The organism is Pseudaquabacterium inlustre, from assembly GCF_038066595.1.
GTDB classification, from domain to species: Bacteria; Pseudomonadota; Gammaproteobacteria; order Burkholderiales; family Burkholderiaceae_C; genus Pseudaquabacterium; species Pseudaquabacterium inlustre.
Genome location: NZ_JBBUTH010000003.1, coordinates 453546 through 473685, shown reverse-complemented (window position 1 = coordinate 473685; position 20140 = coordinate 453546). Strand labels below are relative to the sequence as shown.

Here is a 20140-nt window from a genome sequence, read left to right as displayed (position 1 = left end):
CCGCCGTCAGGGCAGCACGACGATGCGCGGCTTGCCCAGCTCGGCTGCGGCCGGGTTGTAGGCCGCGGCCGGCGCCTTGAAGCCGGTCAGGTGGGCAATCAGCGCGTCGATGTCCTGCGCGCCACCCAGCTGGCTGGTGCCGCCGATGAAGGTGCTGAAACCATCGCCGCCGGTGGCCATGAAGTTGTTCACCGTGACGCGGTAGGTCTTACCCGGGTTCTGCACCACGCCGTTGATCACCAGGTTCTCGGTCGCCGCAGTCGCGACCGGCGGCACCACGGTCACGTCGGTGGGCGTGAACCACACGTTGCGGATGCGCGTGCCGCAGCTGCCGCTGGCCGACCACTCGTACTTGAAGCCGTTGCTGATCTGCATGATGCGGTTGCTGCTGCCCTGGCCCTTGCAGTTGGCGAACTGCTGCTCCAGCACGTCCTTGATCTGCTGCGCGGTCAGCGTCATCGAGACCAGCGTGTTGCCGAAGGGCTGCACGGTGAAGGCGTCGCCATAGGTCAGGTTGTACGGGTAGCTGCCCGCCGCGTTGACGAAGCCGGGGCTGCGCACACCGCCGGCATTCATGAACGCGATCTGGGCGCCGCCCAGGCCGGCCGGCTGGGTCGCGGCGAGCTGGGCGTCGGCGATCAGGTCACCGGCCGGCATCTCGCCGGCGCTGCTGGCGCCGTTGCCCATCGCGGCGGTGATGCTGCCCACCACCTGGCCCGCCAGCGGCGAGACGGCGGTCTTGTAGGCCGCCACCAGGTTCCTGACCTCGGGCGCGCTGGTGATGGCCGCGGTGATCGTGGCGTTGCTGCGGTCGACCAGGCGGTTGACCGGGCTCACGTCGACCACGTCGCGGGTGGCCGGATCGATCTGCAGGTCGATCTCGGTCAGCACTCGGCCAAAGGCGCTGGCGCTGGTCACCGGCACCAGGCGCCCGTTCCGGTTCGGCAGGCCGGTCGCGCGGGCGGTGGTCACCTTGTTGGCGGCGCTGCTGCCGGTCACGTCGGTGGTGTTGCGGCTGCAGTTGTAGGCGGCATGGGTGTGGGCGCTGATCACCAGGTCCACTGCATTGTCCAGACCGGCCACCACCTTGGCGATGTCGCTGGGACTGCCGTCGGTGTTCTTCAGGTCGTTGAGGCAGCCGTTGATGTCACTGGCGTTGACGACGGCGCTGCTGGGCGCGTTCTGGAAGCCGCCCTGGTGGATCAGCACCACGATGGCTTCGACACCCTGGGCGCGCAGCCGGGGCACCAGCGCATTGACGGTGGCGGCCTCGTCGTTGAAGCTCAGGCCGGCCACCCCGGTCGGGGTGACGATGCCCGGCGTGCCCTTGAGCGTCATGCCGATGAAGGCCAGCTTGACGCCGCCGAAGCTCTTGATGCCATAGGGCGCCAGCAGCGGCCTGCCGCTGGCGTTGTCGATCACGTTGGCCGACAGCCACTTGAATTTCGCGCCATCGAAGGTGCCCGGTGCCGACGAGCCGAAGCCGCGGCAGCTGTTGGGCTCGACGCTGCCGCTGGCCGTGAGCTTGCAGCCGCCGTTCTGCAGGCGCAGCAATTCGGCCTTGCCCTTGTCGAACTCGTGGTTGCCCACCGAACTGAAGTCCAGCCCGATCTTGTTCAGCGTCTCGACCGCCGGCTCGTCGAAGAACAGTGCCGAGACCAGCGGCGTGGCGCCGATCAGGTCGCCGGCGCCCACCACCACGGTGTTCGGGTTCGTGGCGCGCATGCTGGCGACATAGGCGGCCAGGTACTCGGCGCCGCCCACGGCCGGCCGGCTGGCGCTGGGCACGGTGGTGTTCTGGCCGAAGGTGCCGGGCGACTCGAGGTTGCCGTGGTAGTCGTTGAAGGCAACGATCTTGACATTGACCGGGGCGGCCTGGGCGGCCACGGCGGCGAAGGCCGTGGCCATGGCCAGCAGCAGGGGGCGGAGTGTCATGGTGGAGGTGTCCTGTGCGGGAAGGGACGGTCGGAGGCGGCGGCGCAAGGCGCAGGCGCAGCTCAGCGGGCGCGACGGCGCAGCGCGGCGCCGACCAGCCCCAGGCCGGCCAGCAGGCTGAACACGGTGGCGGGCTCGGGCACCGCCGAGACCTCGAGCTTCAGCGCGGCGGTGGTGGCGCCATAGCCGGTGCCAGCCAGCACGGCACCGGTCAGCAGGTGGCTGCCGGCCGACAGCGTGAACACGCCGCGGCTATAGGTGGCGTCGGCCAGCGCGGTGTCCGCATCGGCGAACCTGGCCTGGGCGGCATCGAAGGCGGCCGGACCGGTTTCGCCCAGACGCGTACCGTTGTCCCGCAGCTCGAAGCGGTCGCCGGCGTAGGCGGTGTCCACCACCGTCAGCCTGCCCTCGAAGCCGCTGGCGATGGTGACGGTGTAGCCGACCTCGGTGTAGCTGGCGCCATCGCTGCTCAGCGTGACCCAGGCGCTGGTGAAGGGCGGCAGACCGTCGTCCGCCAGGATCTCGACCCAGCTGCCATCCGCGGGCAGGGCCAGGTTGGCGGCCTGCGCCAGCGGCGGCAGGCAGGCGGACAGCGCCAGGGCGCAGGCGGGGAGGATGTGACGGAAGCGCATGGAAGACCTCGCTGTGAACGGCAGGCGATGGAACAGGCGGAACAACAGCGCGACAGCTTGGCGGGCGGCGGTGAATCGCCGGTGACTGGCGCGCGGGTCCGGCATGAGCCGTTCAGGCGGTCGGGGACGGCGGCGGTGGCCCCGGTGCGGCGGCCCGGCGGCGACCGGCAAGGCCGCGACGCCTGAGCCGAACGGCTCATGTCCGGACACATGCCGGCACGGATCTTCACGCCCCGGTCATCCTCGGCACGTAGTCTGAGCCGCTTGTCACCATGAGCCGAGCCCCCTGTGCCGCCAGCCGTCCAGCGCACTCCGAATTTCCTGCCGTCCCGTGCCCGGCGCCGGCGCGGCTTCACGCTGCTGGAGCTGCTGGTGGTGATGGTGATCATCGGGCTGCTGGCCGGCTATGTGGGCCCCAAGCTGTTCGGCCAGATCGGCAAGAGCGAGACCAAGGTGGCGCGCGCGCAGCTGGACGCGCTGGGCAAGGCGCTGGACCATTACCGCATCGACACCGGCCGCTACCCGGCCAGTGAGGCCGGACTGGCGGCCCTGGTCACCCGCCCGGCCGACGAGCCGCGCTGGCAGGGCCCGTACCTGGCCAAGGCCGTGCCCGTCGATCCCTGGGGCCGTGCCTATGTGTACCGTGCCCCTGGCGAGCATGGCGACTACGACCTGCTGAGCTACGGCCACGACGGCCGCCCCGGCGGCAGCGGCGACGACGCCGACGTCACCAGCTGGTGAGGCCGCGATGCCCGAGTTCGCGGTCAAGCTGGCCGAGCTGGACGGCCGTGTGCGCCAGGTGCGGGTGCAGGCGCCGGATGCCGCCGGCGTCAGCGCGGCGCTGGGCGTGCCGCCCATGCGCTTGCTGTCGGTACGGGCCACCGCGGCCCCTGCGCAGGCACCCGGTGCGCGGTGGTGGCATCGTTCACCGGGCTTCGAGCTGCGCCTGTTCAGCCAGGAACTGGCCGTGCTGCTGGACGCCGGCATCCCGCTGCTGGAGGCCCTGAGCACGCTGCGCGAGAAAGACACAGCCGGCCGCGGCCATGCCACGCTGGACACCGTGATCGCCGCGCTGCGCGACGGCCTGCCGGTGTCGGCCGCGCTGGCGCGCGCACCCGGCGCCTTCGACGCGCTGTTCATCGCGCTGGTGGCCGCCAGCGAGCGCAGCGGGCAGCTGCCCGCCACGCTGCGCGACCATGCCCGCTACCTGGGCTGGAGCGGCGATCTGCAGGCGCGCCTGCGCGCCGCGCTCGTCTACCCGGCCATGCTGCTGGCCGCCGGGGGATTGGTGATCGTGTTCCTGCTGCTGTACGTGCTGCCGCGCTTCGCGGGGGTGTTCGACAGCCTGTCGGGCGAGGTGCCGGCGGCGTCGCGCTGGCTGATGGCACTGGGCGTGCAGGCGGCCGCGCACCCCGGCGTGACGCTGGCACTGGCCGCGGCCCTGCCGCTGGCCGGCGTGGGCCTGTGGCGCAGCCCGTCCGCACGCCAGTGGCTGGCCCGCACGCTGTGGCGCAGCCCCGGCCTGGGCGTGCGGCTGCGCACCGTGGCGCTGGCCCGCCTGTACCGCTGCCTGGGCCTGCTGCTGGGTGCGGGCGTACCGGCACCCGAGGCGTTGCGGCTGGTGGCCCAGGTGCTGGACGCGCCGCTGCGCCCGGCCTGCACACAGTCCCTGACCCGGGTGATGAGCGGACAGCGTCTGTCGCAGGCGTTCGAGGCCACCGGTCTGGCCACGCCCGTGGCCCGGCGCATGCTGGCCGTGGGCGAGCGCAGCGGCACCCTGCCCGCCATGCTGCAGCGCGCCGCCGCGTTCCACGACGACGAGATCGCGCGCCTGGCCGAGCTGGTGACGCGCCTGCTCAATCCGCTGCTGATGCTGCTGATGGGCCTGGTGATCGGCGGCATCGTGGTGCTGATGTACCTGCCGATCTTCACGCTGATGGAGCAGGTGCAGTGACGCCGGCCGCATCCGAGGTCGCATCCGGGGTCGCACCCGGGGCCGCATCCGGGGCCGTGGCCACGCCCGTCGCGGCGCTGCGCCTGGAACGCGAGCGCTGGCCGCAGCCGCTGGCCCGCCGGCACCGCGCGCTGGTGGGCGTGGACGCCCAGGGGCGCTGGCACCTGCTGGCCGACCGCGACTGCGATGCGCTGCTGCTGCAGATGGCCGAGACGCGTCTGGGCGAGGCCTTGCGCTGGCAGCGCTGCAGCGCCGCGGCACTGGATGCCGGGCTGGCCGAGGGCGACATCGGCGGCCGCGCGCTCGACACCCTGGACGCCGTGGACGGGCCGGCGGCGCCGTCCGCCCTGCACGATGCCGAGGCCGGTGCCGAGGCCGGTGCGCTGACGCTGTCCGCGCTGGGCGCCGAAGCCAGCCCGGCCGTGCGCCTGCTGGACGCGGTGCTGCTGGACGCACTGGCCGACGGCGCCAGCGACATCCACCTCGAGATGCAGCCGCGCGGCGCCCAGGTGCGGCTGCGCATCGACGGCGTGATGCAGGCCATGCGCCAGGTGGACGGCGCGGCGCTGGCCGAACAGGTGGTGTCGCGCCTGAAAGTGCTGGCCGAGCTGGACATCGGCGAGCGCCGCCTGCCGCAGGACGGCCGCTTCAAGCGCCGCATCGCCGTGCAGGGCCAGGCGCGCGAGATCGACTTCCGCCTGTCCATCATGCCCAGCGTGTGGGGCGAGGACGCGGTGGTGCGCGTGCTCGACCGCAGCGCCGCGGCCCAGGGCGGTGGTGGCCCCACGCTGGCCGCGCTGGGCTTCGAGGCGCCGATGCGCGACGCCCTGCTGCAGCTGGCGCGCGCGCCGCACGGGCTGCTTCTGGTCACCGGCCCCACCGGCAGCGGCAAGACCACCACGCTGTACGCCGCACTGGCCGAGATCCAGGCCGGCCGCGAGAAGATCATCACCATCGAGGACCCGGTGGAGTACCAGCTCGAAGGCGTGGTGCAGATCCCGGTCAACGAGAAGAAGGGGCTGGGCTTCGCGCGCGGCCTGCGCGCCATCCTGCGCCACGACCCCGACCGGGTGATGGTGGGCGAGATCCGCGACGCCGAGACGGCACAGATCGCGGTGCAGGCCGCGCTCACCGGGCATGGCGTGTTCAGCTCGGTGCACGCCAACCACGCCTTCGACGTGATCGGGCGCTTCATGCACATGGGGCTGGACCTGTACAACGTGGTGGCAGCGCTGAACGCGGTGCTGGGCCAGCGCCTGATGCGCCAGCTGTGCACCGCCTGTGCCGAGCCGGTGACCGCCACCGCCGCCGAGCTGGCGCGCCTGGGCGAGCCGCACGCCGGCCCGCCCGTGAGGCTGCACCGGCCGGTGGGCTGTCCGGCCTGCCACCACAGCGGCTACCGCGGCCGCCGGGCGGTGGCCGAGCTGCTGTGCATGGACGACGATCTGCGCGACCTGATCGCCGCACGGGCCCCGATGTCGGCGATCAAGCAGGCGGCGCGCGAGCGCGGCATGCAGTCGCTGCAAGCCGCGGCCCTGGCGGCCGTGCGCGCTGGCCGCACCAGCTTCGAGGAGATGGACCGTGTGGTCGCCGCGGCGTGAGCGCGCCGTGCAGTCCCTGTGGTGGGGCGACAGCGGCCTGTGGCAGGCCGATGGCAGCGACACGGCCACGCACTGGCACGGCTTCGACGCCTGGTGCGCCGCGCATCCCGGCACATCGGCCCGGCTGTGGCTCAGCGGCGCCTGGGTGACCGACGTGCTGGTCGACGCCGCCCTGCCGCTGCCCGACGACGACGCCCTGCTGGCCCATGTGCGGCCCCTGCTGCAGCACTACCACGGTGATGCAGCGGCCGCCTGGCCGCTGGCAGCGTGGCGGGCGGGCGGCACGCAGGGCGTGAGCGCACTGCACGGCCTGGCGCTGGACCCGGTGCGCCACAGCGCCGCACAGCATGGCGTTCGCCTGCTGGCGGTGCAGCCCTGGTGGGCCCGCGCGCTGGCCCTGGCCGTGGCGGCCGAGCCCGCGCTGGCACGCCAGGCGGCCGCACAGCTGCTGCTGCTGGAAGGCCCCTGGCTCACGCAGCTGCAGCTGTGCCGCGGCACGCTGCACGGCCTGCAGCGCCGCCGCCTGCCCGACGCCGCGCCCGACGCCCTGGTGGACTGGCTGGCCGGCCTGCCCGGCCACGCTGGCGCCGCCATCGGTAGCACCGATGCCGCCGACGCGCACCGACGCGGCCTGGGGCACGGCCAGCGCGGCAGCGCCGCCACCTGGCGGACGCGGCTACCAGCGCCCGGCGCCCCTGCCACCCCGGCGGCGGCACGGCTGGATGGCCCGCACCCCCCGACGGCCTGGTGGGCCTGAACCCCGCTGCCATGCTGCGCTCCCGCCTGCCTCAACCCGACTTCCTGCGTCCGCAGCGGCGCGCCAGCCTGCTGCCCTGGGCCTGGTGCGCCACCGGTGCGCTGGTGCTCGCGGCCACGCTGCCCGATGCACTGGCCGCCTGGACGCAACGCCGCGACGCCGAGGACCGGCTGGCCCGGCTGGCGCAGGCGCCCGCGGCGGCAGCCGCCGCCAGCCGGCCTGTACCCACCGCCGACACGGCACGCACGCCCCGCGACACGCCAACCCGGCGCTGGCGGCAGGCCCTGCACATGCCGTGGTCAGAGGTCTTCCTCGCCGCCGAAGCCGCCGCGGTGGACGGCGTGGTCTTCACCGGCCTGCAGGCCGATGGGCAGGGGCCGCTGCGCCTGGAAGGCCAGGCCCCGGACGCCGCCGCCGCGCTGGCGGCCGCCGCGGCGCTGCGCGCCCAGGGCGAGGATGCGGCGCCGGTCTGGGCCTCGGTGACGCTGTCACGGCTGGACACCCTGACCGGGCCCGCCGCCGCCGGCCCGCGCTTCGAGATCGTGGCCCGCCGCACGGCCAAGGCAGCCCGATGAGCACCGGCGCGGGCCTGTCGGTGGTGATGGGGCACGTGCTGGCACGCGCACTGACGCGCCTGCGGGTGCACGGCCGTCGGCGCAGCGCGCTGCCCGTGGCACTGGGGTGCACCGGTCTGCTCGGCGCGGCGGTGCTCGCCGGCGCACTGGTGCCCCACTGGCAGGCACAGGCGCGCGCCGCCGACCACGCCTGGCAGCAGCGGGTGGCACAGATGCGTGCGGCCCAGGCCCGCCCAGCCACCGCGGGTGCCGACCAGCGCCTGCGCGAGGCCCTGCCGCCCGCCGGCCAGACGCCCCGGCGCCTGGCCGAGCTGCTGGCCCTGGCCCGGCAGCACGGCCTGGTGCTGGGCAGCCTGCAGCAAAGCAGCGCCCAGGCCGGCGATGGCGTCGGCAGCCAGCCGCTGGGCTGGCATGTCAGCGGCCACTACCTGAGCCTGCGGCAGTTTGTGGCCGAGGCCCTGCAGGCCGACCCGGCGCTGGTGCTGACCCAGCTGCGCCTGAGCCGCACCGACAGCCGCAGCCCGGTGCTGCAGGCCGATCTGCAATGGCAGCTGCTGCACCGCGCCGAACAGGCCGGCCCGGCCCCGGCCGAGGCGGCGCGATGAGGCCCGCGCTGTGGATCGCGCTGGCCGGCACCGTGGCCGCGGCCGGCGTGCTGGCCTGGCAGACCGGGCCGGACGAGGCCGGCACCGACTTGCTGCCGGTGCAGCGGGGGGCCACGCGCCCGCCGTCATCGACGGGCACGACGCCCCGCCCCACACCGGCCCTCACACCCGCCCTCACACCGGCCCTGCCCGCACGCCCGGCCGACTGGCCCGCCCCCGACGCTGCGGCCCTGCTCGCCTGGGGCGCACCGCCACCACCACCTCCACCACCCGCCGTCCGCCCGACATCGGCCCCGGCCGAGCCACCGCCGCCGCCACGCGCACCGGCCTTCCCCTACCCATGGATCGGCAGCCTGGACGATGGCGGCGGCCGCCAGGCCCTGCTGGGCGGACCGCTGCGTGCGGCCAGCCTGCGCGAAGGCCAGGTGCTGGACGGCCAGTGGCGGCTCGACCGGGTGCGCGACGGCGCGCTCGAGCTCACCTGGCTGCCCGGCGGACTGCGCGTCACCGTGCGCTCATCCGTGCCCGGCAGCGGCCGCAGCCAGCCCAGCAGCCCCGCCAGCGAACCAGGCGACGCCGGACCCGAGTCATGACCCACCTCCTTCCGCCCTCCGCCGCCCACCGGGGTAACTGGCGTCGCCCGGCCCTGGCCGGCTGCGCGCTGGCACTGGCGCTGCTGCTGGCCGGCTGCGCCACTCCCGCCATCGACGAAGCCGACCGCCTGGCCCGCGCCGGCCGCTACGAAGACGCCTACCACCGGCTTGACGCGGCCCTGCGCGATCGGCCGGACGATCCCGCGCTGCGCACCGCCCATGCCCGCCAGCGCGAGCGCGTGGGCGTGGCGCTGCTGTCGCAGGCCGAACTGGCCCTGGCCGCCGGCCGCCTGGACGAGGCCGACCGCCTGCTGGCGCGCGCCCGCGCACTGGACGCGCAGCAGCCGCGCCTGCCGGCCCTGCAGTGGCAGCTGCTGCAGGCCCGGCGCGAGCAGCAGCGCCAGGCCGATGCAGCCCGCCACGCCGCCAGCGCGGCCGCCGTGCCGGCACCGGCCGCCGCGGCGCTGCCCGCCGCGCTGGCCGCGGCCTACCAGAAGCCGGTGGCGCTGGAGTTCCGCGAGGCGCCGCTGCGCCAGGTGTTTGAAACCCTGGCGCGTGCCAGCGGCGTGAACTTCGTGTTCGACAAGGACGTGCGCGGCGACGCCAAGGTCACGGTGTTCCTGCGCAACGTGTCGCTGGACGAGGCCATGCGCGTGATCCTGGCCACGCAGGCGCTGGACCGCAAGCTGCTGAACGACAGCACCGTGCTGGTCTACCCCAACACCGCCGCCAAGCAGCGCGAGCACCAGGAACTCGTCACGCGCAGCCTGTACCTGCGCAACGCCGATGCCAAGCAGGTGCAGACCCTGGTGCGCACCATGACCAAGACGCGCGACCTGCATGTGGACGAGCGTCTGAACGCCCTGGTGCTGCGCGACACGCCCGAGGTGGTGCGCCAGGCCGAACAGCTGATCGCCACACTGGACCTGCCCGAGCCCGAGGTGATGATGGCCGTGGAGGTGATGGAGGTGGCCAGCAGCCAGCTCGAGAGCCTGGGCCTGAGCTGGCCGAGCACGGTGCAGTACGGCCTGCCGGGCGCTTCGGGCCAGGTGGCGCTGGGTGAACGCGCCAGCTTCCGCGCCACCGTGCTGAACCCGGCGCTGGTGGCCACGCTCAAGGGCGACTACGGCAACACCAACCTGCTGGCCAACCCCACCATCCGCGCCCGCAGCCGCGAGAAGGCCAAGGTGCAGGTGGGCGACAAGGTGCCGGTGTTCAGCACCTCGCAGGTGGTCAACGGCAGCGTCAGCACCTCGGTGACCGTGACCTACCTCGACGTGGGCCTGAAGCTGGAGGTGGAACCCACGGTGCAGCTCGACGACGAGGTCACGATCAAGGTCGGCCTGGACGTCAGCAACCTGGTGGCCGAAGTGAGCGGCCCGCAAGGCGCCACCGCCTACCGCGTGGGCCAGCGCGCCACCAGCACCACGCTGCGCCTGAAGGACGGCGAGACCCAGGTGCTGGCCGGCCTGATCAACGACGAGGACCGCCGCACCGCCACCGGCCTGCCCGGCCTCACGCAGATGCCGCTGCTGGGCAAGCTGTTCGGCGTGCAGGGCGACACCCGGGCCAAGTCCGAGATCGTGATGCTGATCACCCCGCGCATCGTGCGCCGGCTCGCACCGCCCGCGCCCGCCGCCGCCACGCTGGCCTCGGGAACGGACAGCCAGCCGGGTGCGGCGCCACTGCGGCTGGCAGCGGGCGCCCTGGCGCGTGTGGAGGACAGCCGAACTGGCGCACGCGTCGCCACACCGGCGTCGCAGGCCGCGGGGGTCTCGGGGGCAACGGGTACCACCGGCGCGACGCTGCAACTCAACGCCACCCGCGAGGCGCAGGTGGGTGACACGGTGTCGGTGACCTTGTCCAACCGCGCCAGCGTGGCCCTGAGCGGCGAACTGCAGTTCGACGCCTCGGCACTGCAGGCGGCCACGGCCGCGCCGGGCCGCTCAGCCGGCCAGCACCCGTTCGCACTGAACCCGGGCGACGAACTCGTGACCGTGCTGCGCGTGCTCCCGGCTGCCGCCGGCAGCACCCAGACCGTGCAGGTGGTGGGCCTGAGCGCCGGCAACGGTACCGCCGCCACCGTGGAAGGCCAGGCCGAGATCCAGGTGGCTGGCGACACAGCGCCCACGGGCCGGCGCCGTGGCGCCAACCCGCGCGCCGACACGCCATGACACGCCGATGGCGCGCCCCGGCGGGCTTCACGCTGATCGAGATGCTGGTGGTGCTGGCCATCGTCGGCATCCTGGCAGGGGCTGCCATTCCGCTGGTGGAGCACACCGCCCGCCGCGCGCGCGAGGCCCAGTTGCGTGAGGGGCTGCGCAGCATCCGCCAGGCACTGGATGCGCACCGCGACGCGGTGGAGGCACGCCGCATCGGCGCCGGGCCTGACGGTTCGCCCTGGCCGGCCACGCTGGAGGTGCTGGAACAGGGCGTGCCGATGCTCGACGCCGAGGGCCGGCCGCGCGAAGGCGTGCGCCTGCACCTGCTGCGGCGACTGCCGCGCGACCCGTTTGCCGACCCGACCCTGGGTGCCGCGGCCACCTGGGCGCGCCGCGCCAGCACCAGCCCCCCGGGCCAGTTCGACGGGGGTGCCGACATCATCGACATCGCATCGCGCAGCGCTGCGCGCGCGCTCGACGGCAGCCAATACCGGGACTGGTAGGCAGGTACACCATGTCCGGACACCACCGCCCTCTTCGCCACCGCGGCTTCACACTGATCGAGCTGATCGTGGTGATGGCCATCGTGGCGCTGCTCACCAGCATCGCCGCGCCGCGCTACCTGCGCAGCGTGGACCAGGCGCGCGAAGCCAGCATGCGCAGTTCCCTGGCCGTGATGCGGCAGGCCATCGACCAGTTCGCCGCCGACCGCGGCCGATACCCGCACGACCTGCAGGAACTGGTGGCCGAGCGCTACCTGCGCGCCCTGCCCGAAGACCCGCTGACCGGCCGCCGCGAGAGCTGGGTGGCGTTGTCCCCTCCTCCCGACGACGGCCTGGCCGCCGCCGGCGTGTGGGACGTTCGATCGGGCGCAGCGGGTCGCTCCCGGAGCGGAGACCTCTATGCCGACTGGTGAGCGTCCATCCGTGCCGAGGCGGACCCTGCAGGGCTTCGCCTACCTGGGGCTGCTGTTCGTCCTGGCCATCGGCGCCGCCGGCCTGGGCGCGCTGGCCACGCAGTGGCAGGCCGCCACGCAGCGCGAGCGCGAGGCCGAACTGCTGTTCCGCGGAACCCAGATCGCGCGCGCGCTGAGCCGCTATGCCGCAGCCACCCCCGCCGGCCAGCCCAGGGCCCCGGAGCAGCTCGACGACCTGGTGCAGGACACGCGCCATGCACCGCCGCTGCAGCACCTGCGCCGGCTGTATGCCGACCCCTTCACCGGCCAGCCGGACTGGCTGCTGCTGCGCGATGAACAAGGCGGCATCGTGGGCCTGCACAGCCGCGCCACGCAGCGCGCCTGGCGGCGCCATGCGCTGCCGATACCAGCCCCGGATCACCAGCCGGCGACCGTGGGTGACTGGCGCTTCATGAGAGAGGCCGGGATCAGCCCGGACAGGAGGAACCCTTGAACCCACATGTCCATGCCTCGGCCTCGCCGTGGCCGGGTGCAACGTCACCCCCCGGTCCGGCACCGGTGGACCTGTCGTCGATGGCAGGCGACCAGGTGCAGGCCCTGATACGGCTGCTCGAGGCCGCGCCCGCGGTACAGCGGCGGCACCAGTTCTTCGTCTGGATCCAGAGCCAGATGCAGCCGCTGGTGCCGCACCAGATGCTGGTGTGCGGGGCCTGGCAGCGTCAGCGTCGAACGGTGGTGCTCGACGCCTTCCACAACGTGGTGCTGCCGCAGGCGGCGATCGAGCCGCTCACCGATCCCGCCGGCCCGCTGGTGGCCGCACTGCAAGCGCAGTGGATCGCCGGCCGCGGGCGTGCCCGGCTCATCGATCTGGATCGTCTGGATGCGGCCGCACGCCTGGCCGTGGGGCCGCTGCGTGCTGCACTGGGCGACACGCACCTGCTGGTGCATGGCGTGGCCCGGCCGCAGCGCCCGGCCGAGATCGAGAGCCTGTTCATCTTCGGCGGCCTGGCCGCCAGCCAGAGCGGCCCGCAGATGGACCTGCGCGGCGCCTGGCTCGACCTGGTGCTCCCGTTCCTGCACAGCACCTGGCTGCGGGTGACGAGCACGGAGCTCGACCTGCAGCGCCCCGCCGGACCGTCGCCAGCGGCGTCGGCGGGTCATGCCGAGCCCCAGCCCAGGCCCGGTCCGCCTGTGCCGCCGCGCGGCGGCGTGACCGAGCGCGAACGCCAGATCCTGGCCTGGGTGCAGGAGGGCAAGAGCAACCACCAGATCGCCACCGTGCTGGGCATCAGCCCGCTGACGGTGAAGAACCACGTCCAGAAGATCCTGCGCAAGCTGGGGGCGAGCAACCGCGCCCAGGCCGTTTCGCGCGCGCTGGCGCTGGGCGTGCTGGCCTCGGGCAGCACGGAGCCACCCGATGCCGGGCCATGAGCCCGCCCCCCATCGCCCCCCATCGCCCCTCTCATCCCTTCATCACATCCGGGCCCGCGCCGAGCGGGCTTGCACCATGAACACCCTGCCTGACTTCGACATCCGAGACCGACTTCCGCGCTGGATCGGCACAGCCCTGCTGGGCAGCACCGCACTGCTGAGCGCCTGTGGCGGCGGTGGCGGCGCATCGACGGAGGCGGCCGATGACGGCAGCATGCCGGCCCAGGCCACGGCCCGGTTCACCAGCAGCCAGGACGCCGCCACCGCGCTGGTGCGCAACGCCGAACAGCACACACGCAACCTGCAGCTGGCCAGTGGCCTCGCCGGCGCGGCGGCGCCCAAGCTGGCCAGCGCCGCGCCAATGCGCCCGCTGGGCCAGGTGGCACTGCGCCATGCGCTGGCCGTGCAGAGCCTGAGCGCCGAACTGTGCGCGGCGGGCACGGCCACGATCGACGTGGCCGACAGCCTGCTGGACCGCTTCGTGAAAGACCCGAATGCCCTCTTGCAGGCGGGCGACACACTGGCCTTCAGCGCCACGGCGTGCACGGTCAAGGCGGCGGTGGACCTGGGCGACGTCGCACTGGGCGACTTCGGTGTGGGCGCAGTCATCGACGGCCGCTTCACGCTCAAGGTGCTGCAGCGCAGCGGCAGCGATCTGCTGCTGGAACTGACCTACGCCGCCTTCAGCTGGCAGCCCGTGGGCCAGGCCGCCTATCCGGCACTGGACGCGACCATCCGCTTCGGCACCCAGGCAGGCCAGGCGGTGTTCTCGCTCGACGTGACGGGCATCCGCTTCCTGTCGACGCCTGAGGTCATCGCCACCAGCCAGCAGATCCAGGTGAGCAGCGGCAGCCTGCGTGGCCGCGTGCCCGCCAGCGCCGGCACCGGCCATGCCGACTACGGGTACAAGGGCTGGATCTACGCCACCAGTTCCGGCCGTGCCGACGCGGGCACCGTCACGCTCAGCGGCGCTGGCACCGATCAGGCCAGCATCGTCGCCTCGGCCAGCGGCTACCAGGTCAGCATCAGCAGCGGGGGCAGCACACGCCAGTACAGCGTGGCGCGATGAACCGCCTGCGGGGACGAGGTGGCTGATGCGGCCGCAGCCCGGCCGCGCGCACCCCGGATTCAGGGGTGAACGGCGGCAAAGCCATGGGCCGAACGGACCAGTGATGGTTCCTTCGGACCATCCCCGGCCCGCCACACCGATGGGCGAGCGTCACGAGCGCTGGACACACTGTCGTTCGTGCAAAGGCTAGTGGACGCCGGGGCTGGAGGCCCTGTGGACGAGTGGGTCCGAACGATCCGCCGGCGCTGCGCAGTTGCCGTGCGCGTCGGCGGGCCTCTGAGGCCGGTCGAAGGTGCGCGGTCATTCACAGCACCGACCCAAGAAACTGAACAGGAGTTCTGACATGAGCATCTTCAAGAAGGCCCTCGTGGCCGCCGCCGCGCTGGCCAGCGTGAATGCCTTTGCGGCCATCGCCCCCGCCTCTTCTGGCAACGGCGAACTGATCCTGACCGTTTTCGACGACACCGCCAAGGTGTCGTACCTGATGGACCTGGGTGTCACCATCAAGGACTTCCGCACGGCAGCCGACGCCGTGCGTGTGGCCAGCGAAAATGTGTCCGCCGCCAGCCCGGTCACCAATGCCGCCTACTCGGCCAACTGGTCGCTCGCCGGCACCGAGTTCAGCTCCTTTGTCGCGGCCTCGAATGTGGCCAACTGGCGCTGGGTGGTGACGGGTGGCGATTCGACCGGCAGCGCTGTCGGCAGCCAAGTGTTCGCCACCACGGTGACCGGTGGCGACGACGCTTCGGCGATCACGACCGGCACGCAGAAGTCGGCCCTGACCTCTCTCAATGCCTACGTGGTTGCGAACAACGCCAAGGGCGACGCGGCCAACGTGAACCTGTCGACGGCGCAGAACGGCTCGGTCTTTGGCAGCGCCGACAACGGCCTTTACGCCCTGGGTGTGGGCAACTGGCTGGGCAAGAACGCCGGCAAGTCCCTTAGCTTCAGCACCGACAACGCCCTGGGCTCGTCGTCCGTGTTCAACACGTACATCCGCGCCGGTAGCAGCAACACGGCCTCGACGGTGCTTGACACCTTCGACAACGTCAGCGGCCAATCCGGTCTGTTCTCGCTGAAGTCGACGGCCAATGGCTACGCGCTCAACTACACGCTGACCGCCGCCCCCGTGCCCGAGCCCAGCAGCTACGCGCTGATGCTGGCCGGCCTGATGACCCTGGCCACCCTGGCCAAGCGTCGCCGCGGCTGATGCCCGATGGCCCCAGCGAGGCTGGGGCCGTGGATTCCACCCGTTTCTGACGTCGCATGACCGGTTGAACCGGTCGTGTGGCGGAGCTCACTTTGTTCAGGATTGATCATGAAACTTCGCACCATTGCAGCCGCCGTCGCCGCGCTCGCCACCTTCCAGGCCCACGCCCTGGACATCACCACGACCAACAGCGCCAACACGGTCAAGATCTACGCGGCAGGCGCCTCGGCCGTGTCCAACGTGCTGGCCGGCATCTTCGTCCAGAACTGCGCCAGCGGCCTGGACATCTACGGCAGTGACAAGACCAAGCCGAACTTCTCGACCGACGGCAACAACGGCGATTCCCACCGCGTCTACAGCTGCACGCTGAAGGCCGAAGGCCAGCTCGATGCGGATCTGCAAGGCAAGGGCCTGGGCAACGCCAACGTGGCACTGTGGAAGCGCGATGCCGGTGGCTCGGCCACGGGCGTGTTCCATGTCGCCGTGCCGCTGGTGTCCACCAATCTGGTGGTCAGCGCCACCTCGTGCACTTCCACTGGCGCCACCGCCGGCTACGCGCCCGGTGCGTCGCGCCCGACCTACTCCTACTTGTGCGGCGACACCGAATCCGTCCGCTCGCCCGACGTCGGCTTCTCGGACGTTGAGCCCGAGTTCTTCAAGGGCATCAACGTGCCGGACGATCTGGTTGGTACCTACGGTGCCGGCCTGAACGACACCCAGCTCAAGAGCCTGACCCGCCAGCCGACCTTCCAGACGGTGTTTGCGGTGGCCGTGAGCAAGGCGCTGTACGACCGCCTGAAGGCCGATGGCAAGACCGTCGACGGCACGACCACCGGTGTGCCGACCATCTCACGCGTCGTCGCCGGCTCGCTGATGCGCGGTGAAATGTCCGACCCGAGCAACGGCCTGGGCTGGCACGCGCTGGGCATCACGGTGGGTGCAGACACCCAGGTCAACATCTGCCGTCGCGCGCCGGGCTCCGGCACCCAGGCGGCCGCCAACCTGCTGGCCAGCGGCTTCCCATGCACCTCGGCCTCGATTCCGGACCCGGTTCGCAACGACGCGTCGGACACTCCCGACAACAACCTGAGCGGCCCGTACACCGGCGGCAACCTCTTCGTGTACGAAGGCGGCTCCACCGGCAATGTGCGCAGCTGCCTCACCAATGCCAACACGGCTGGCGCCTACGCCATCGGCCACATTTCGGTCGAGAACGCCGAAGAAGCCGGCTGGAAGTTCGTCGCACTGGATGGCGTGGTGCCCAGCCGTGACAACCTGAAGAACGGCAAGTACGACTACGCCATGGAGTCGTCGGTGCAGTACCGCAAGAGCCTCATCACCCAGCTGAGCGCGGGCACTGCCATCGACAAGGCCAAGGCCGGCTTCATCCAGGGATTCGCCAAGGCTGTGGGCCGTCCGGCCAACCTGGCCAAGATCGCCACCGCCAACCAGAACGGCGTGGCGGCGCTGTCGGGCCAGGGCACCTTCGGCGGCACGGGCGCCGACGGCACCTTCGTGTCGCGCGTTGCACGTACCGCTGGCAACAACTGCACCCCGTTGGCCGTCGTCAAGTAAGCGCGACAGCGTGGGGTGAGGCAGCACCGGAGACAAAGCGTTCCGGCCTGCCGTCCGAACCCCGGTTCAGGTCCACGGCCCGATTCCGTCGGGCCGTGGCCGCTTTTCAGGGTCGGCACGCTGCAGGCCGCCCCAGGAACACCGCGTACATCCCGTCCCTTCAGGATGGTCATCTCATGCCCGTCACCCCTCAGGTTCTTCGCTCCATCCCCGTCGTCACCCTGGCACTGCTTCTGACCGCAGCAGGGCACACCGATGCCGCGATCCGCCGACCCAACCTCGGCACCTTGTCGACCGGAAGCACGACCGACGGCACCCAGTCCGAGCTTTGGATGAGCGTGTGGGATTCGGTGGCTGAAGCGTCGTACACGCTGGATCTGGGCGTGACCATCGCGCAGATGCGCGCGACCAATGCCGACCAGGGCAGCCTGGCCAACTTGGCACCAGCAGGCAACAACATCTCGGCCACGTTTCAAAAGGCTTCGGACGCGACCAACGACTACGCCTTCTGGATTCTTGACGGCGCCAAGGACACGGCCTGGCGCAACTTCCTGGCGGGTTCGTCCAACGTATCCAACCTGTCTTGGTCCGTGTTGAGCGCGGACGGCATCGGCAGCAACACCGGCGGCAACGTCGCATTCCTTCTCACGGTCCAGCAGGGTCAGGAGGAAGCTTACCGAACGGTGACCAACCAATCTTTCGCCTCTGTCCGCGCCAGCATTCAGAACTTCATCACGGCAGGCATCAACACCCAGCCAAGCCACAAGGTGGATGGGGTCTCGTCAGACAACGAGGACGCGATCGCCATCAACGGCTCCAGCTTCGATACCAAGGCCGCCAATCCGTCCGGCTATTTCGGCTCGCTGGCGGGCTTGTTTGTCAGCGCGGGCGTTCCACGCATCTACAACACCATCGGCCAGTCGGCCTGGTTCTACGACCTGACGCGTCAGACCTCGTCGGCGCTCGACTTTGCGCAGGTCAACGAATTCGACAACCTCGCCGGCGATGCCTACTGGGGCTTCACGGCCGAGGACGGCAACACCGGCCGCTACCTGCTCAGCTATGTGATGCCGCGCTTCGTGTCGGCGGCCGAGGCCACCGCGCACGTCACCTTCGAAAACAGCTTCGCCCACCTGGCCGGGGTGCTCAGCATCGCCAACCCCACCGGCCATGCCGATTCGGTGCTGTCGCTGGGCGAGGGCTTCCTGCGTCGTCTGGCGCTGCGCGCCCGGCTGGCGCAGACCGATGGGCTCAAGGGTGTGACGTCGGTCGACGTCGGGCCGCTGGGTCAGGTCAGTGCCGTGCCCGAGCCGGCAGCGCCCTGGCAGTTGCTGGCCGGTCTGGCCGGCCTGGTCGCTCTGCGCCGCTGGCGCGGCGCCGCAGCGCAACGCTGACCCGCTCGTGCGCCGTCCCGTCCGTCCACATCCGTGGCGTGCCCGCGGTGGCCGCGCCTGCCTGATCGGCAGCGCGATCGCCGCGGCCTGTGCTGCCGTGGTGCCCATCGCCGTGCATGCCCAGGCGGGTGCCCCCGCGGCCGCCGAGCCGGTCTTCGACCTGATGGAGATCGAGGTCGAGGGCAACAGCGTGCTGTCGGTGATGGAGATCGAACGCGCGGTCACACCGCACCTCGGTCCGGGCCGCGGCATGCCCGGCGTGGAGGCAGCGCGCGCCGCACTGGAGCAGGCGTACCAGAAGGCCGGCTGGCTGAGCGTGCTGGTGGATGTGCCCGAGCAGCGCGTGGTGGATGGCGTGGTGCGTCTGCGTGTGGTGGAAGGCCGCGTCGAACGTCTGCATGTCACCCAGGCCCGCTACTTCGACCAGGACTGGATCCGCGAGAAGGTGCCCGCGCTGACGCCGGGCACGGTGCCCAACTTCAACCTGGTGCAGAACCAGCTGGCCACGGTGAACCGCACCGAGGACCGTCGCGTGCAGCCCTTCCTGCGGCCGGGCCGCGAGCCCGGCACGCTGCAGGCCGAACTGCGCGTGGAGGACCGTCTGCCGTTCTCGGGCAGCGTGGAACTGCACAACCGACATGCGCGCGACACGGTGCCCTGGCGCCTGTCCGCCACGCTGCGCTACGACAACCTGTGGCAGCGTGAACACGGCCTGGCGATCACCGCCACGACCGCCCCCGAGAACACCCGTCAGACCCGCATGCTGTCGGCCAACTACAGCGTGCCGGTGGACGATGGCGGCGCCTGGCTGGGCTATGCCGTGCTGTCCGACAGCCTCACCGAGCCGCTGGGCGCCAGCGTCATCGGCAAAGGCGGCACGCTGGGCCTGCGCCGCATGCTGCCGCTGCCGGGCGTGCCCGATCTGCCCGACCTGACCCATGGCCTGGTGCTGGGCGCCGACCTGAAGCTCACCCACCAGAACACCGTGGCGGGCAGCGACACCATCGCGTCCCCGCTGCGCTACCTGCCGCTGACGCTGGGCTGGAACGGCAACCGCTACGGCAGTCACGGCAGCAGCAGCCTGAGCCTGACGCTGACCCTGGCCGCCCGCTCGCTGCTGGCGCGCACGGTGGATTGCGTGGGCCTGCCCACCGACCAGTTCGCGTGCAGCCGCCGCAACGCCGATGGCAGCTTCGCCACGCTGCGGGCCGACTGGCGCCCGCAGTGGAAGCTGGGCGCCCAGGGCTGGCAGTTGCTGGGGCGCGTGGCCACGCAGCAGGCCAGCGGCCCGCTGGTCAGTGGCGAACAGTTCGTGCTGGGCGGTGCCGACACCGTGCGCGGCTACCGCGAGACCGAGACGGCCGGTGACAACGCCTGGCTGGGCTCGATCGAGCTGCGCTCGCCCAACCTGGGCAAGACGCTGGGCGTGGACGAACTGGTGGCCAGCGCCTTTGCCGAGGCCGCGCGCGGCGAGGTCATCGACCCGGCCATCGGCCAGTCGCCCTACACCTCGCTGGCCGGCGCCGGCTTTGGCCTGCAACTGCGCCTGACCCGCCAGATCGATGGCGGCCTGGACCTGGCCTGGCCGCTGCGCCTGACGGCCAACACCGCCACGCGCACGCCGCGGCTGCACGCGCGCATGGCCCTGCGTTTCTGAACCACCCCTTTTGCCCGTTTGTCTGCCTGCTGTTGAAGACCATGCGCCGCCAACCGTCTGCCCGCCGCCACGCC

19 protein-coding genes are annotated in these 20140 nt (G+C 72.0%); 17 read left to right on the top strand and 2 right to left on the bottom strand.

Going from position 1 to position 20140, the window contains the following annotated elements; all coding sequences use genetic code 11:
- Positions 1-6: 6 nt before the first annotated feature.
- Both AACH10_RS07375 and AACH10_RS07370 read right to left on the bottom strand, forming a co-directional pair.
- A complete protein-coding gene (locus AACH10_RS07375; protein ID WP_341409722.1) occupies positions 7-1935 on the bottom strand; it encodes a bifunctional metallophosphatase/5'-nucleotidase in 1929 nt (642 codons plus the stop codon).
- A gap of 62 nt (positions 1936-1997) precedes the next feature.
- Positions 1998-2567, bottom strand: coding sequence for a PEP-CTERM sorting domain-containing protein (locus AACH10_RS07370; protein WP_341409721.1), 570 nt, complete (start codon positions 2565-2567; stop codon positions 1998-2000).
- A 288-nt stretch (positions 2568-2855) separates the two neighbouring features.
- Between AACH10_RS07370 and gspG the strand changes: the two genes are divergently transcribed.
- The 17 genes from gspG to AACH10_RS07285 all read left to right on the top strand — a co-directional run bounded on the left by gspG (position 2856) and on the right by AACH10_RS07285 (position 20066).
- Entirely contained in the window at positions 2856-3308 is a 453-nt protein-coding gene (gspG, locus tag AACH10_RS07365; protein WP_341409720.1) for a type II secretion system major pseudopilin GspG, read from the top strand.
- Between the two features lie 7 nt (positions 3309-3315).
- Positions 3316-4521, top strand: a complete 1206-nt coding sequence (locus AACH10_RS07360; RefSeq protein ID WP_341409719.1) for a type II secretion system F family protein — start codon at positions 3316-3318, stop codon at positions 4519-4521.
- Positions 4522-4577: 56 nt separating this feature from the next.
- The gene (locus AACH10_RS07355) at positions 4578-6122 is read left to right on the top strand and encodes a GspE/PulE family protein (RefSeq protein WP_341409718.1); all 1545 of its coding nucleotides are present in this window, start codon (positions 4578-4580) and stop codon (positions 6120-6122) included.
- Complete coding sequence (locus tag AACH10_RS07350; protein WP_341409717.1) at positions 6103-6879, top strand: hypothetical protein; 777 nt, start codon at positions 6103-6105, stop codon at positions 6877-6879. The genes AACH10_RS07355 and AACH10_RS07350 overlap by 20 nt, the downstream gene beginning before the upstream one ends.
- Before the next feature lie 11 nt (positions 6880-6890).
- On the top strand, positions 6891-7454 hold the full coding sequence (locus AACH10_RS07345; RefSeq protein ID WP_341409716.1) for a hypothetical protein: 564 nt from the start codon (positions 6891-6893) through the stop codon (positions 7452-7454).
- Positions 7451-8059, top strand: a complete 609-nt coding sequence (locus tag AACH10_RS07340; RefSeq protein WP_341409715.1) for a hypothetical protein — start codon at positions 7451-7453, stop codon at positions 8057-8059. The genes AACH10_RS07345 and AACH10_RS07340 overlap by 4 nt, the downstream gene beginning before the upstream one ends.
- On the top strand, positions 8056-8652 hold the full coding sequence (locus AACH10_RS07335) for a hypothetical protein (protein WP_341409714.1): 597 nt from the start codon (positions 8056-8058) through the stop codon (positions 8650-8652). Before AACH10_RS07340 ends, AACH10_RS07335 begins: the two co-directional genes overlap by 4 nt.
- Positions 8649-10826, top strand: coding sequence for a secretin N-terminal domain-containing protein (locus tag AACH10_RS07330; protein WP_341409713.1), 2178 nt, complete (start codon positions 8649-8651; stop codon positions 10824-10826). The genes AACH10_RS07335 and AACH10_RS07330 overlap by 4 nt, the downstream gene beginning before the upstream one ends.
- Positions 10823-11317, top strand: coding sequence for a prepilin-type N-terminal cleavage/methylation domain-containing protein (locus AACH10_RS07325; RefSeq protein ID WP_341409712.1), 495 nt, complete (start codon positions 10823-10825; stop codon positions 11315-11317). Before AACH10_RS07330 ends, AACH10_RS07325 begins: the two co-directional genes overlap by 4 nt.
- A gap of 11 nt (positions 11318-11328) precedes the next feature.
- On the top strand, positions 11329-11730 hold the full coding sequence (locus tag AACH10_RS07320; protein ID WP_341409711.1) for a type II secretion system protein: 402 nt from the start codon (positions 11329-11331) through the stop codon (positions 11728-11730).
- A gap of 10 nt (positions 11731-11740) precedes the next feature.
- Complete coding sequence (locus AACH10_RS07315; RefSeq protein WP_341409710.1) at positions 11741-12223, top strand: type II secretion system protein; 483 nt, start codon at positions 11741-11743, stop codon at positions 12221-12223.
- Positions 12220-13161, top strand: coding sequence for a LuxR C-terminal-related transcriptional regulator (locus AACH10_RS07310; protein ID WP_341409709.1), 942 nt, complete (start codon positions 12220-12222; stop codon positions 13159-13161). Before AACH10_RS07315 ends, AACH10_RS07310 begins: the two co-directional genes overlap by 4 nt.
- A 76-nt stretch (positions 13162-13237) precedes the next feature.
- Positions 13238-14230 carry a hypothetical protein gene (locus tag AACH10_RS07305; RefSeq protein WP_341409708.1) on the top strand — a complete coding sequence of 331 codons (993 nt, stop codon included), beginning with the start codon at positions 13238-13240 and terminating at the stop codon, positions 14228-14230.
- Between the two features lie 367 nt (positions 14231-14597).
- Positions 14598-15440 carry a PEP-CTERM sorting domain-containing protein gene (locus AACH10_RS07300; protein ID WP_341409707.1) on the top strand — a complete coding sequence of 281 codons (843 nt, stop codon included), beginning with the start codon at positions 14598-14600 and terminating at the stop codon, positions 15438-15440.
- Positions 15441-15548: 108 nt separating this feature from the next.
- Positions 15549-17015 (top strand): type 2 periplasmic-binding domain-containing protein, encoded by a 1467-nt coding sequence (locus tag AACH10_RS07295; RefSeq protein WP_341409706.1) that lies wholly within the window; start codon positions 15549-15551, stop codon positions 17013-17015.
- A 176-nt stretch (positions 17016-17191) separates the two neighbouring features.
- The gene (locus AACH10_RS07290) at positions 17192-18409 is read left to right on the top strand and encodes a VPLPA-CTERM sorting domain-containing protein (protein WP_341409705.1); all 1218 of its coding nucleotides are present in this window, start codon (positions 17192-17194) and stop codon (positions 18407-18409) included.
- Positions 18410-18416: 7 nt separating this feature from the next.
- Positions 18417-20066, top strand: coding sequence for a ShlB/FhaC/HecB family hemolysin secretion/activation protein (locus AACH10_RS07285; RefSeq protein WP_341409704.1), 1650 nt, complete (start codon positions 18417-18419; stop codon positions 20064-20066).
- Positions 20067-20140: the final 74 nt, after the last annotated feature.